The sequence below is a fragment of the Microbacterium sp. T3-8 genome (genome assembly GCF_055398145.1).
The window spans coordinates 3,379,091-3,392,433 of record NZ_AP027918.1 but is presented as its reverse complement, the minus strand read 5'-3'; the positions used below and the strand labels follow the sequence as shown (position 1 = coordinate 3,392,433).

13 protein-coding genes are annotated in these 13,343 nt (G+C 68.6%); 7 read left to right on the top strand and 6 right to left on the bottom strand.

The features are described from left to right. Positions 1-99: 99 nt before the first annotated feature. Positions 100-852, bottom strand: a complete 753-nt coding sequence (locus ACZ5Y9_RS16290; RefSeq protein ID WP_247956972.1) for an SDR family NAD(P)-dependent oxidoreductase — start codon at positions 850-852, stop codon at positions 100-102. Beyond that, a complete protein-coding gene (locus tag ACZ5Y9_RS16285) occupies positions 849-1,709 on the bottom strand; it encodes a fumarylacetoacetate hydrolase family protein (protein ID WP_464471850.1) in 861 nt (286 codons plus the stop codon). The genes ACZ5Y9_RS16290 and ACZ5Y9_RS16285 overlap by 4 nt, the downstream gene beginning before the upstream one ends. Before the next feature lie 124 nt (positions 1,710-1,833). Between ACZ5Y9_RS16285 and ACZ5Y9_RS16280 the strand changes: the two genes are divergently transcribed. From ACZ5Y9_RS16280 to ACZ5Y9_RS16270, 3 genes are all read left to right on the top strand, one after another. Continuing rightward, complete coding sequence (locus ACZ5Y9_RS16280) at positions 1,834-3,129, top strand: L-fuconate dehydratase (RefSeq protein WP_247624447.1); 1,296 nt, start codon at positions 1,834-1,836, stop codon at positions 3,127-3,129. Further along, complete coding sequence (locus ACZ5Y9_RS16275) at positions 3,116-4,087, top strand: aldo/keto reductase (protein WP_464471849.1); 972 nt, start codon at positions 3,116-3,118, stop codon at positions 4,085-4,087. The genes ACZ5Y9_RS16280 and ACZ5Y9_RS16275 overlap by 14 nt, the downstream gene beginning before the upstream one ends. An 85-nt stretch (positions 4,088-4,172) precedes the next feature. After that, positions 4,173-4,592: an RbsD/FucU family protein gene (locus tag ACZ5Y9_RS16270; protein ID WP_464471848.1), complete on the top strand. Its 420-nt coding sequence runs from the start codon at positions 4,173-4,175 to the stop codon at positions 4,590-4,592. A 190-nt stretch (positions 4,593-4,782) separates the two neighbouring features. Here ACZ5Y9_RS16270 and ACZ5Y9_RS16265 read toward each other — a convergent pair whose 3' ends face one another. Continuing rightward, positions 4,783-5,805 (bottom strand): LacI family DNA-binding transcriptional regulator, encoded by a 1,023-nt coding sequence (locus ACZ5Y9_RS16265; RefSeq protein ID WP_464471847.1) that lies wholly within the window; start codon positions 5,803-5,805, stop codon positions 4,783-4,785. A gap of 191 nt (positions 5,806-5,996) precedes the next feature. Between ACZ5Y9_RS16265 and ACZ5Y9_RS16260 the strand changes: the two genes are divergently transcribed. The 4 genes from ACZ5Y9_RS16260 (at position 5,997) to ACZ5Y9_RS16245 (ending at position 10,730) form a co-directional block, all read left to right on the top strand. Next, complete coding sequence (locus ACZ5Y9_RS16260; RefSeq protein ID WP_464471846.1) at positions 5,997-6,866, top strand: sugar phosphate isomerase/epimerase family protein; 870 nt, start codon at positions 5,997-5,999, stop codon at positions 6,864-6,866. 199 nt (positions 6,867-7,065) lie between these two features. After that, the gene (locus ACZ5Y9_RS16255; protein WP_247624452.1) at positions 7,066-8,568 is read left to right on the top strand and encodes a sugar ABC transporter ATP-binding protein; all 1,503 of its coding nucleotides are present in this window, start codon (positions 7,066-7,068) and stop codon (positions 8,566-8,568) included. Next, entirely contained in the window at positions 8,568-9,599 is a 1,032-nt protein-coding gene (locus ACZ5Y9_RS16250; RefSeq protein ID WP_247624453.1) for an ABC transporter permease, read from the top strand. The genes ACZ5Y9_RS16255 and ACZ5Y9_RS16250 overlap by 1 nt, the downstream gene beginning before the upstream one ends. Positions 9,600-9,737: 138 nt before the next feature. Further along, positions 9,738-10,730 (top strand): ABC transporter substrate-binding protein, encoded by a 993-nt coding sequence (locus ACZ5Y9_RS16245; protein WP_247624454.1) that lies wholly within the window; start codon positions 9,738-9,740, stop codon positions 10,728-10,730. Between the two features lie 348 nt (positions 10,731-11,078). Here ACZ5Y9_RS16245 and ACZ5Y9_RS16240 read toward each other — a convergent pair whose 3' ends face one another. The 3 genes from ACZ5Y9_RS16240 to ACZ5Y9_RS16230 are packed head-to-tail and all read right to left on the bottom strand — an operon-like array spanning position 11,079 to position 13,342. Beyond that, entirely contained in the window at positions 11,079-11,396 is a 318-nt protein-coding gene (locus ACZ5Y9_RS16240; protein WP_247624455.1) for a putative quinol monooxygenase, read from the bottom strand. Between the two features lie 24 nt (positions 11,397-11,420). Then, complete coding sequence (locus ACZ5Y9_RS16235; RefSeq protein ID WP_464471845.1) at positions 11,421-12,383, bottom strand: phosphotriesterase family protein; 963 nt, start codon at positions 12,381-12,383, stop codon at positions 11,421-11,423. After that, a complete protein-coding gene (locus ACZ5Y9_RS16230; protein ID WP_464471844.1) occupies positions 12,380-13,342 on the bottom strand; it encodes a shikimate dehydrogenase family protein in 963 nt (320 codons plus the stop codon). The genes ACZ5Y9_RS16235 and ACZ5Y9_RS16230 overlap by 4 nt, the downstream gene beginning before the upstream one ends. Between the last annotated feature and the right edge of the window lies 1 nt (position 13,343).

Below are 13,343 nucleotides of genomic sequence, written 5' to 3'. Positions count from 1 at the left end.
GAAGGAGATCTCGCCTTCCGCAGGAGCATCCGAACCATCTGCTCCTGCGCAACGCGAGATCTCCTCCGTGACGTGCGACGGGCGACGTGCGCCCCGCGTCTACTCCGACCGCAGGCGCAGCTGGGCCATGCCGCCGTCGACCTCGATGAACGTGCCGGTCGTCGAACCGGCCGCCGGCGAGACGAGGTAGGCGACGGCTGCCGCGACCTCGGCCGGGCTCACGAGTCGGCCGTGCGGCTGGCGGGCCTCGAGGGCCGCGCGCTCGGCGTCGGGATCGGATGCCGCGCCCAGCAGTCGCCCGACCCAAGGGGTGTCGGCGGTGCCCGGGTTGACGGCGTTCACGCGGATGCCTTCACGCAGGTGATCCGCCGCCATCGCGCGGGTGAGGGCCGAGACGGCGCCCTTCGATGCGGTGTACAGCGCGCGCTGGGGGAGTCCGGTGGTGGAGGCGATGGATGCCGTGTTGCAGACCGCCGCGGCCGGCGACTCGCGCAGCCAGGGCAGAGCGGCCGAGGTCACGCGGGCGATGCCGGTGACGTTGATCGAGAGCACGCGGGCCCACTCGTCGTCGTCATTGGCGGTGATGTCGCCGGTCGCGCCGATCCCGGCGTTGTTGACGACGATGTCGAGGCGGCCGAACTTCTCGCCGACGGCGGCGATCGCCGCATCGACGCTCGCTCGGTCGGAGATGTCGGCCGTGAACGCGGCGAAACGGGCGTCCGCTCCCGAGGTGTCGCGGTCCAGGATCGCGACCTGCGCGCCGTCCTCGTGCAGCCGCGCGGCGATCGCCGCGCCGATGCCCGAGGCGCCGCCGGTGACGATCGCGACCAGGCCGTCGAGCGCGCCGCTCACTTCGTCGCCTCCCAGGCCACGAACTCCTGGCGCTGGTGGCCCAGGCCGTCGATCTCGACCTCGACCACGTCGCCCGGGGCGATGTAGGGGAAGTTGCCCGAGAGCGCGACGCCCTGCGGGGTGCCGGTGAGGATGAGGTCGCCCGGCTCGAGGGTCACGTACTGCGACAGGTGGTGCACGATGTGCTCGACCGAGAAGATCATGTCGCTCGTGTTCGAGTCTTGACGCGGCTCGCCGTTGACGAAGCTGCGCAGGCCGAGCGCGTGGTGGTCGACCTCGTCGGGGGTGACGAGCCACGGGCCGGTCGGGTTGAAGCCCGCCGCGATCTTGCCCTTCGACCACTGGCCGCCCGAGACGGCCATCTGGAAGTCGCGCTCCGAGACGTCGTTCGCGAGTACGAAGCCGGCGACGTGGGCCATCGACTCCTCCGGGGAGTCGAGGTACGCGGCGCGGGTGCCGATGACGATGCCGAGCTCGACCTCCCAGTCGGTCTTGCTGCTGCCGCGGGGGATCGTGACGGTGTCGTTCGGGCCGACCACGGTGTTCGGGGTCTTCAGGAACAGGATCGGGATGGTCGGCGGTTCGGAGCCGGATTCGGCGGCGTGCGCGGCGTAGTTCATGCCGATGCAGATCACCGCGCTCGGACGCGCGATGGGCGCTCCGATGCGGAGGGCCGCGGCATCCTCGAGCTCGGGGAGCTCACCGGCGTCGCGGGCGGCGGCGACGCGGGAGACGAAGTCGCTCTCGAGGAAATCGCCGTTCACATCGGATGTCACCGAGCGGAGGTCGAGGTAGCGATCACCCTCGACGAGGACGGGGATCTCTGTACCTGGGGTGCCGAGCCGCGCGAACTTCATGATTCTCCTGATCCTTCGGGTGGCCGCCCAGTGACGGCCGTCGTCGTTGACAGTATAGACATCGGATGTTTACACTCCAAGGGATTGCATGGGATTTCTCCATGCCCCGAGAGGAACCGTACCCGTGAGCCGTATCGTCGCACTCGACACCACCGACATCCGCTTCCCCACATCGCTCAGCCTCGACGGCTCCGACGCGATGAACCCCGACCCCGACTACTCGGCCGCGTACGTGGTCGTGCGCACCGATGCCGAGGACGGCATCGAGGGCCACGCGTTCGTGTTCACCATCGGCCGCGGCAACGACGTGCAGGTCGCGGCGATCGACGCGCTCGCGGGGCATCTCGTCGGACGCGAGATCGAACCGCTGCTCGACGACATGGGCGGAACCTTCCGCGAGATCATCGGCGACTCGCAGCTGCGCTGGCTCGGCCCCGAGAAGGGCGTCATGCACATGGCCATCGGCGCCGCGATCAACGCGCTGTGGGACATCAAGGCCAAGCGTGCGGGGATGCCCCTCTGGCAGCTGCTCGCGCGGATGACGCCCGAGGAGCTCGTCGACCTCGTCGACTTCCGCTACCTCACCAACGCCCTGACCCGCGACGAGGCCCTCGAGATCCTCCGTGCCGCCGAGCCGGGCCGCATCGAGCGCGAGCGCGAGCTGCTCGCCACCGGCTACCCGGGATACACGACCAGCCCCGGCTGGCTCGGCTACTCGGACGAGAAGCTCGAGCGTCTCGCCCGCGAGGCCATGGCCGACGGCTTCACCCAGATCAAGCTCAAGGTCGGCGCCGACCTCGACGACGACATCCGCCGCTTCCGCAAGGCCCGCGAGGTGTGCGGCCCCGACTTCCCCATCGCGATCGACGCGAACCAGCGCTGGGAGGTGTCGGAGGCGATCGAGTGGGTGAACGCGCTCGCCGAGTTCCACCCCGCCTGGATCGAGGAGCCCACCAGCCCCGACGACATCCTCGGCCACGCCGAGATCGCCCGCGGCGTCGCCCCGATCCGGGTCGCCACCGGCGAGCACGCGCAGAACCGTATGATCTTCAAGCAGCTGCTGCAGGCCGACGCGATCTCGGTGATGCAGATCGACGCCGTACGCGTCGCCGGCGTCAACGAGAACATCGCCAACCTGCTGCTCGCCGCCAAGTTCGGGGTCCCCGTCTGCCCGCACGCCGGCGGAGTGGGGCTCTGCGAGGCCGTGCAGCACCTGTCGATGTTCGACTTCGTCGCCGTCACCGGCACCCGCGAAGGCCGGATGATCGAGTTCGTCGACCATCTGCACGAGCACTTCGTCGTGCCCACCGACATCCAGGGCGGGTCGTACATGGCCCCCACCGCACCCGGGTCGGGCATGGAGATGAAGGCCGACAGCATCCGCACCTACACGTGGACCGGCGCGCATGTCGTCGCCTGATCGCGTGCTCGACATCCCCGCCCTCGGCTACGGTGCGGCGAACGTCGGCAACCTCTTCCGCGCGCTGAGCGACGACGACGCCTGGGCGGTGCTGGATGCCGCGTGGGAGAGCGGCATCCGCTACTACGACACCGCCCCGCACTACGGCCTCGGCCTGTCGGAGCGGCGCCTCGGCGCCTTCCTGCAGACGAAGCGCCGCGACGAGTTCGTACTGTCGACCAAGGTCGGACGACTCCTGCGCCCGAACCCCGAGCACACGGGCGGCCTCGACACCGCCAACGACTTCCACGTGCCCGACGACCTGCAGCGGGTGTGGGACTTCTCGGCCGACGGCATCCGTCGGAGCCTCGACGAGTCGCGCGAGCGCCTCGGCATCGAGCGCATCGACCTGCTCTATCTGCACGACCCCGAGCGGCACGACCTCGACCTCGCGCTCGCCGAGGCCCTGCCCGCCATGGAGAAGCTGCGCGCCGACGGAGAGGTGGCGGCGATCGGCATCGGATCGATGGTGTCGGATGCCCTGGCGGCCGCCGTGCGCTCCGCCGACCTCGACCTCATCATGGTCGCGGGGCGCTACACGCTGCTCGAGCAGCCCGCCGCCGCCGACGTGCTGCCGGCGTGCCAGGAGACCGGAACGGGGATCGTCGCGGCATCCGTCTTCAACTCCGGACTGCTCGCGGCGAGCGAACCGCGCCGCGACGGTCGGTACGAGTACGGTCAGCTGCCCGACGACCTGTGGGATCGCCTCGTGCGCATCGCCGCGGTCTGCGCCGACCACGGTGTGCCGCTGCCGGCCGCCGCGATCCAGTTCCCGCTGCAGGCGGCCGAGGTGCGCTCGGTCGTCGTCGGCGGCAGCCGCCCCGCGCAGCTCGAGCAGAACGCCGAGTACGCCGCGCTGGCGATCCCCGCCGAGCTCTGGCAGAACCTGGCCGCCGAGGGGCTCATCCCGGCGCGCTGACCGCCGCTGCCCCGTGGCCGTAAAGACCCGTGGCCGCGCGGACCCGAACCGCGCGGTCACGCACCACCCCGATCGAAGGAACCCCGTGCTCGAAGGCATCCATCCCCTGCTCACCGGTGAACTGTTGCTGCACCTCGATCGGATGGGGCACTCCGATTCGGTCGTGATCGCCGACGCGCACTTCCCCGCCTGGGGGCTCGGCGCACGGGTGATCGACCTGCCCGGAACGACCACGCCCGAGGTCGTCGCGGCGATCCGCACCGTGCTGCCGCTCGACGACGCCCCCGGCCTCGACCTGATGACGTCGGCCGATGGTGAGGTGCTCGAGGTACAGCGCGAGCTGATGGTCGCCGCGGGTACCGAGCGCGAGACCACGCGGTTCGTCGAGCGCTTCGCGTACTACGAGGTCGCGGCATCCGCGTATCTGATGGTGCGCACGGGCGAGATGCGCAAATACGGCAACGCGCTGCTGCGCAAGGGCGTCGTCGGGCACGCGTCGGCCTGAGACCTCGGGCGCTCGCGGTTCATAACTCCGGAGATTCGGGGAGGGGGAGCCCGGAATGGGTCGATCCGGTGGCACCCGGACGCACTTCTCCGGATCTCTGCGCGCGGCAAGGCGTACCCAACTCAGGACGAACGGGCCGAAGCGGGCCGAATCGCCCCGCAAGCGGGGGTTCCGGGCAGTTTTTCCTGAGTTAGGTACGCCCGGCAGCTGACAAGCGCCCGACGGTCGACTCGCGCACCACGAGCTCGGCGGCGAACGGTGTCATAGCGGGTGGCGGAGCGGCGGGGTCGGCGAGCTGCTGCAGCAGCACCGCCCCCGCAGCGCGACCGATGTCGTAGCCGGGCTGCCGCACGCTCGTGAGCGGCACCACGCCCTGATGCGCCTGGGCGACATCGTCGAAGCCGATGATCGCGACGTCGTCGGGCACGCGGATGCCGTGGCGCACGAGCTGCGTGAGCACCCCGAGCGCGACCATGTCGTTCGCGGCGAAGATCGCGTCGGGCAGCTCGGCGGAGGGGAGGGCCGCGATGCGCGCCCCCGCGGTCATGCCGTCATCGGTGGTGAGGTGATCGACGTCGATCACCTCGATCGCAGCATCCGTCGCCTCGACCGCCTGGCGGAGTCCGGCGAGGCGGTCGTTCGACTGGCTGACGGTCGGGCTGCCGAGGAACATCACCCGTCGGCGTCCGATCGAGAGCAGGTGCTCGCCCGCGAGGCGGCCGCCGCCGACATCGTCGAAGAGCACCGAGGCGACCTTCGTGGAGGGCGGGATGGGGCCGACGACGACCGAGCGGATGCCGCGATCGGCGAGTGTCTCGAGGCGCGGCACGACATCGCCGAAGGGGTAGATGATGATGCCCTGCACGCGGTGCGCCTCGAACATGTCGAGGTTGCGGCTCTCCTGCGCGCCGTCGCGGTTGCTGTTGCTGAAGAACAGCGACCAGCCGGCCTCGCGGGTGATGTCTTCGACGCCGCGGGACAGCTCGTGGAAGTAGGGGAGCCACGCGTCGAGCAGGATCAGGGCGAGCGCGGTGCTCGACCCCGCACGCAGTTGGCGGGCCGACTCGTTGGGCACGTAGCCGAGCTCCTCGATGGCCGCCCGCACCTTCTCGCGGCTGGAGGCGCGGAGCACGTGCGGGTGGTTGAGGTAGTTCGACACCGTCGACGACGAGACGCCGGCGAGGGCGGCGACGTCTTTGACGCTCGCGGGCATCGATCCTCCGTGATCACCGTGCGGCGCACCGTGCGCCGATGGGTGGCATCAGCGTAACCGACGTTATTGGCACGTTACAAGAAAGTTCTTGACATCGATCGGGCGCGGCGCATAGCGTGACCTGCACATCGCTTTGGCACGTGCCAATCGATGGAGGCGACGGTGCCGCACACCCGCCTCCGAGGGATCGCATGAACATCGGCTGTCACGGGCTCGTCTGGACCGGGAACTTCGATGCCGACGGCATCCGTCTGTCGGTCGAGAAGACCAAGGAGGCCGGCTTCGACCTGATCGAGTTCCCCCTCATGGATCCGTTCTCGTTCGACGTCGCCGCCGCGAAAGACGCTCTGGAAGAGCACGATCTCGCCGTCAGCGCTTCGCTCGGCCTGTCGGAGGCGACCGATGTGACGAGCTCCGACCCGGCGATCGTCGCCGCGGGCGAGGCCCTGCTGCTCCGCGCCGTCGACGTGCTCGCCGACCTCGGCGGCACCCACTTCTGCGGCGTCATCTACAGCGCCATGAAGAAGTACATGGAGCCGGTCGCCCCCGAGGGGCTCGAGAGCAGCCGCCGCGCGATCGCGAAGGTTTCCGACCACGCCGCCGAGCGGGGCGTCTCGGTCGCCCTCGAGGTCGTCAACCGCTACGAGACGAACGTACTGAACACCGCGCGTCAGGCGATCGACTTCGTCGGCCGGATCGACCGACCGAACCTCGGCATCCACCTCGACACGTACCACATGAACATCGAGGAATCCGATATGTTCGCGCCGGTGCTCGACGCGGCTCCGCAGCTGCAGTACGTGCACATCGGCGAGAGCCATCGCGGCTACCTCGGCACCGGATCGGTCGACTTCGACACGTTCTTCAAAGCGCTGGGGCGCATCGGTTACGACGGCCCGATCGTGTTCGAGTCGTTCTCGTCGGCGGTCGTCGCGCCCGATCTGAGCCGGATGCTGGGGATCTGGCGCAATCTGTGGACCGACAACGTCGAGCTGGGCGCGCACGCGAACGCGTTCATCCGCGACAAGCTCATCGCGGTCGACTCGATCCGTCTGCACTAGCCGGATCGGTCGGGCGGGGAAAGCTGTGACCAAGTTGTTATTACAGGTCTTCCCCTCCCGGACTTCATTAGATACATTTAGGTACAACTTGCGCGGGAGACCGCGGAGCGTCAGAATTGATCCGATGTTTAACCCCATCGGGTGAACGCAGCAACGAAGCAGCAGTGAACAAGAACCTTCAAGGAAGCAGGTGAGGCACGTGAGTGATCCCATCCTCAAAGTGGAGGGCATCAGCAAGGGATTCCCCGGTGTCCAGGCGCTCAAGGACGTGCATCTCGAGGTGCGCGCCGGGGAGGTTCTCGTCCTCGTCGGAGAGAACGGCGCCGGCAAGTCGACCCTCATGAAGATCCTCTCCGGGATCTACGCCAAGGACGAGGGAACGATCGTGTTCGAGGGCAGGGAGGTCGAGCTCACGAGCCCGCTCCAGGCGCAGGAGCTCGGCATCACGATCATCCACCAGGAGCTCAACATGATGCCCGACCTCACGGTCGCGCAGAACATCTTCGTCGGGCGCGAGCCGCGCACCGGTCCGTTCCTGTCGGAGCGCAAGCTCAACCAGCAGACGGCCGAGCTGCTCCAGCGGCTCAACATCCACCTCGACCCCAAGGCCCGCGTCGGCGACCTGACCGTGGCCGAGCAGCAGATGGTCGAGATCGCCAAGGCCCTCTCGTTCAACGCCAAGGTGCTCATCATGGACGAGCCCACCTCGGCGCTCACCGACTCCGAGGTCGAGACGCTGTTCGTGCTGATCGAGCAGCTCAAGGCATCCGGCACCGGCATTGTCTACATCTCGCACCGCATGGACGAGCTGCGCCGCCTCGCCGACCGCGTCAGCGTGCTGCGCGACGGTGCATACATCGGATCACTCGACAAGGCCGAGGTCAGCATCCCGAAGATCATCGAGATGATGGTCGGACGTGCGATCGACGAGGGCACCCGCCCCACCGCCCGCGATCACATCAACGACCCGGTCGTGCTCGAGGTGCAGGACCTGTCGACCAAGAGCCTGCTCAAGGACATCTCGTTCCAGCTGCACAAGGGCGAGATCCTCGGGTTCGCCGGTCTCATGGGCGCGGGGCGCACCGAGACCGCTCGCGCGATCATCGGTGCCGACCCCAGCGACGGCGGCACGGTGACCATCTCGGGTCGGCCGGCGAAGATCGGGCAGCCCGCGGATGCCGTCAAGCACGGCGTCGGCTACCTCTCGGAGGACCGCAAGCTCCTCGGGCTCATGCTCGAACAGGACGTCACCTTCAACACCGTGCTCGCCTCGCTCGGCTCCTACGCCAACGGGATCGGCTGGATGGGCGACGGCAAGGCGAAGAACCGCACCAAGGAGTACGTCCAGCAACTGCGGGTCAAGACGCCCTCCGTCAACCAGGTCGTCAAGCTGCTCTCGGGCGGCAACCAGCAGAAGGTCGTCATCGCCCGGTGGCTGATGCGCGACTGCGACATCCTCATCTTCGACGAGCCGACCCGCGGCATCGACGTCGGAGCGAAGGAAGAGATCTACCGCCTGATGCAGCAGCTCGCTGACCAGGGAAAGTCCATCATCGTCATCTCGTCGGAACTGCCCGAGATCCTCCGCGTCGCGAACCGCATCGCCGTGTTCGCGAACGGCCGGATCACCGGGACGCTCCGCAACGAGGAAGCCAGCCAGGAGAAGATCATGCAACTCGCAGCCCATGGGGAGGAAGACTGATGAGCACCCCGCAGAACGGGTCGTCGACGACGACGATCATCCAGACCGCCGTCAACGAGAACACCGACAAGCGCGACATCGGCGGCTTCCTCCGACGCCAGGTTCAGCAGTCGCTGGCGTTCGGCACGCTCGTCGTGCTGTTCATCTTCTTCTCGGTCGCCAGCCCGAACTTCCTCACGTGGAGCAACGTCTCCGGCATCCTGCTCTCGACCGCGGTCATCGGCATCCTCGCCCTCGGCACCACGTTCGTGATCATCACCGGCGGCATCGACCTGTCGCTCGGCACCGGCATGGCGCTCTGCTCGGTCATGACCGGTGTCTTCATCACCAACATGGGGCTGCCGGTGTTCGTCGGCGTCATCGGCGGTATCGCCACCGGTGTGCTGATGGGCCTCGTCAACGGCGTGAACATCACGTTCCTGCGGCTGCCCCCGTTCATCGCGACCCTCGCGATGATGATGATCGCCGGTGGCCTCGCCCTCGTGATCTCGGGCGTCGCGCCGATCTACTTCTCGTCGTCCGCTCCGGACTTCAAGCAGATCGCCCTGGGCACCCTCATCCCGGGCCTCCCGAACGCCGTGCTCATCACGCTCGTGCTCGCGGTCATCGCGTACCTCGTGCTGTCGAAGACGCTGCTCGGCCGCTACACCTTCGCGATCGGGTCGAACGAAGAGGCCACCCGCCTCTCGGGCGTCAACACGCGCCGCTGGACGATCTTCGTCTACATGTTCGCCGGAGCGTTCACCGGCATCGCCGGCGTCATCATCGCCTCGCGCCTCGACTCGGCCCAGCCGCAGATCGGTACGGGCTACGAGCTGCAGGCGATCGCGGCCGTCATCATCGGCGGCACCTCGCTGCTCGGCGGACGCGGCTCGATCCTCGGCACCGTGATCGGTGCGCTCATCATGAGCGTGCTCGTCAACGGCCTCCGGATCATGTCGATCCAGTCCGAGTGGCAGAACATCGTCGTCGGCGTCGTGATCCTGATCGCGGTGTTCTTCGACTCCCTGCGCAACCGCGCACGCACCTGACCCCGGAGGCGGCGCTGTGCCCGCCGCCTCCGATCGGCGACCCGGCCGACACCGCGGAGCGATCCGCACCGGCACACCGCACCACGAATGTCCCACTCCGGCTCCCGGGCCGGCACACACACAAACAACGGAGTTTCCATGAAGTTCGGAAAGAAGGCCGCGTTCGCGGCTCTGATCGCCTCGGCGGCGATCGTCGTGGCAGGCTGCTCGAGCAACGCGGGCGGCGGCGACGCCGGTGGCGACGCCGGCAGTGGTGACGAGATGTACATCGCCCTCGTCTCGAAGGGCTTCCAGCACCAGTTCTGGCAGGCCGTCAAGAAGGGCGCGGAGGAGAAGGCCGCCGAGCTCGGCGTCACCATCACCTTCGAGGGCCCCGCCGCCGAGACCGAGGTCGACGCGCAGCTGCAGATGCTGCAGACCGCCATCGACAAGAAGCCGGCGGCGATCGCGTACGCCGCGCTCGACCCCGAGGCCTGCGTGCCCTACCTCGACAAGGCCAAGGCCGCCGACATCCCCGTCGTGTACTTCGACGCACCGTGCGACGGCGACGTGGGCCTGAGCCTCGCCGCGACCGACAGCAAGGTCGCCGGAGCCCTGGCTGCCGAGCACATGGCCGAGCTCATCGGCGGTGAGGGCGAGGTCGCCATCGTCGGCCACTCGCAGATCAACTCGACCGGTGTCGAGCGTCGTGACGGCTTCGTCGAGAAGATCGAGTCGGACTACCCCGACATCGAGATCGTCGACATCCAGTACGGCGACGGCGACCACCTGAAGTCGGCCGACATCGCCAAGGCAATGATCGCCGCGCACCCCGACCTCAAGGGCATCTACGGCACCAACGAGGGCTCCGCCATCGGCGTCGTGAACGCGGTCAACGAGCTCGGCCTCGAGAAGGGCAAGCTCACCATCGTCGGATTCGACTCCGGTGCGGCCCAGATCAACGCGATCAAGGACGGCACGATGGCCGGCGCCATCACGCAGGACCCGATCGGCATCGGTGCGCAGGTCGTGCAGGCCGCGTACGACGCCGCCAACGGCGAGACGGTCGACGAGTTCTACGACACGGGTTCGTACTGGTACGACAAGACGAACCTCGAGGACGACAAGATCGCTGCGGTTCTCTACCAGTGATCTGATCTCCGGATCGAGAGGCCCCTCGCCTTCGGGTGGGGGGCCTCTTCGCGTCCCGGGTGATGTCTGCGGCATCCGTTCGGGAGGAGATCTCGCGTTCGGGAGGACCGGAGGAGCGGATGCTTCCTGCGGAAGGCGAGTTCTCCTCCGTTGTTGCGCGTACGGGACGCTTCGACAGGCTCAGCGACCCAGTTTCGGAGCGATGCACGGAGATTCTGGGTCCCTGCGCCTGTCGAAGGGCCCCGCCACGAGAGGGCCCCGGACGCCGGAAAGGCCCGGTATCCGAGGGGGACACACCGGGCCTTTCCCAACCGGAGAGAGGGGGGGATCCTCCGGTTGCATCCGCCGTCAGAGACGGCGGAGGAATGTGAGCTGCGAAGAGGGTTCCACGATCAGTTCCTGCAGCGCCGCATTGAACGGCACACCGGCCGGGGCCGAGATGTGCGCCTGGAACGCTGCGTGATCGCGATAGACCTCGTACACGAAGAAGCGATCGGGATCGTCGACGAGTCGCGTGGCATCGAAGACCACGTTACCTGTTTCTGCTTGTACTTCCACGGAAAACTCGCGCAGAAGTTCGGCGACGCGATCGCCCTCGCCGGGGCGGGCGGTGAAGGTGGCGTGCAGGATGGTGGGTTCGGATTCAGATGCGGATGCGTCGGACAACGGTGTCTCCAGAGGTCGGTCGGTTCAGCGCGAGAGTGCGAGCAGGCGGGCGGGGTTGGCGACGAGCATCCGATCCACGGCCTCGTCTCCGATGAGGGCGCGCAGGCGCGGCACGTAGCGTTCGCCGAGGTAGGCGAGCCCGGGCATCCCGCCGTAGGCGAGGTAGCGGGTGCGGCGCGCGACGTCGCCGCCGAGCAGCACCCGGTCGCCGGCGCCGCGTTCGACGACCGCGGCGGTGAGGGCGAGCAGCTCGGCATCCGATCGGGTGCGCGGCCGGGCCATGCCGTCGTAACCGAGGTAGGCGCCACGCTCGGCGAGCGAGGCGTGCAGGCCCGGGTCGGGGTCGCGGTCGGCGTGCGCGAGGACGATCCGATCGGATGCCGCGCCCGCCGCCGCGAGCAGATCGAGCACCTCGTGGGCCGCCGTGCAGAACTCGAGGTGCACCATGATCGGCGCCCCGGTCTCGCGATGCGCGGCCGCGAGGGCGTCGAGGGTCGTGCGCTCGAAGTCGCTGATGCGCCAGTAGTCGATCCCGCCCTTGAGGATTCCGGCGCGCACCGGGGCTCCGTCGGGAGCGTGCGCGGTGCGCGGGGTCGGCGAGGTGAGAACCTCGGCGTCGTCGACCGGCATCCCCTCCACGATGTCGCGCACGAACAGCGCGGTCAGGGCGTCGACGCCCCAGGTGCGGGTGGGATGCTCCGTCGCGTAGTGCGCCTCTCGGTGACGCCCGGTCGTGGCGACGATGTGCAGTCCGGTCGCGGCGCTGATGCGTGCGACGGCCTCGGGGTCGCGTCCGATCCCGAACGGGGTCGCGTCGACCATCGCGGCGAACCCGCTGTCGCGCAGACCCTCGGCCTCGGCGCCCGAGAGCGCCTCGTCGTCGAGCTCGTCGCCGGGCAGCAGCGGACTCACCTGGAACAGGTGCTCGTGATAGTTCGTCGCCCCGAGCAGCGCCGGGTCGATGTCGCCGAGGACCGTGCGGATCATCGGCGCGCGAACTCCGCCGCCTCGGCGAGCTGCTTGACGATCTCGGGAGTCAGATCGAGTTCGAACACGTCGGCGACCACCTGCGACCAGCCGTGGATGAAGTAGCGCCACCCGTCGACGACGACGAGCGACCGCGCCTGCTCCTGAGCGCGGGCCTGGTGCAGGAACTCGAGCGATCCGCGGTAGTTGAACTCCCACACGTACGCGTTCTCGGGGAAGACGACGTCGTCGGGCAGGGGAGAGCCGGGGCGGTCCTTGCCGAGGCCGGTGGCGTTCACGATCACGGAGCCCGCCGGTGCCGCCGCCACCAGGGCCGCGGCCTCCGCGGGCGAGTCGGTGCGCACGTAACGGATCAGTCCCTCCGCCGTGCCGTGCTGCGCGTGGACGGCGCGCAGGTGCTCCAGCGCCTCGTCGCTGCGCGCCGTCACGGTCACCCGGGTCGGGGCATCCGCTCGTTCGGCGAGGGCCCAGCTGAGCGCCGTGCCCGATCCGCCCGCACCGAGGATGACGACCTCGGCTCCCGTGCGGGCGAAGTGGTCGGCGGGCAGGAAGTCGTTCAGGGCGAGGTCGACGGTGATCGGGTCCTTCGCGCGGCCGATGAGGCGGTCGCCGCGCTTCGAGATGCTCGAGATCTCGCTGCACGAGACCGCGAACGGGTCGAGTTCGTCGAAGAGATCGGATGCCGCGGCGTACACGTTCATCTTGTGGGTCGTGACGAGCGCTCCCCGGTGGTTCGGGTCGTCGCGGATCTGCTCGACCATCGCGACGTACTGCGCGGGCGTGGCGTCCATCGGGAGGTCGTGCCCGACCAGCTCGCGGGTCGGGAGGCCCAGCACATCGGCCCAGCGGGGGAACACCTGCATGATCGACGACGATCCGGTGCTCACGCCGACGAAGCCCATGTACCCGGCGCCGGTATCCGCGTCGACGGGGAGGGAAGCGGGAAGGGAGGTGGTCATC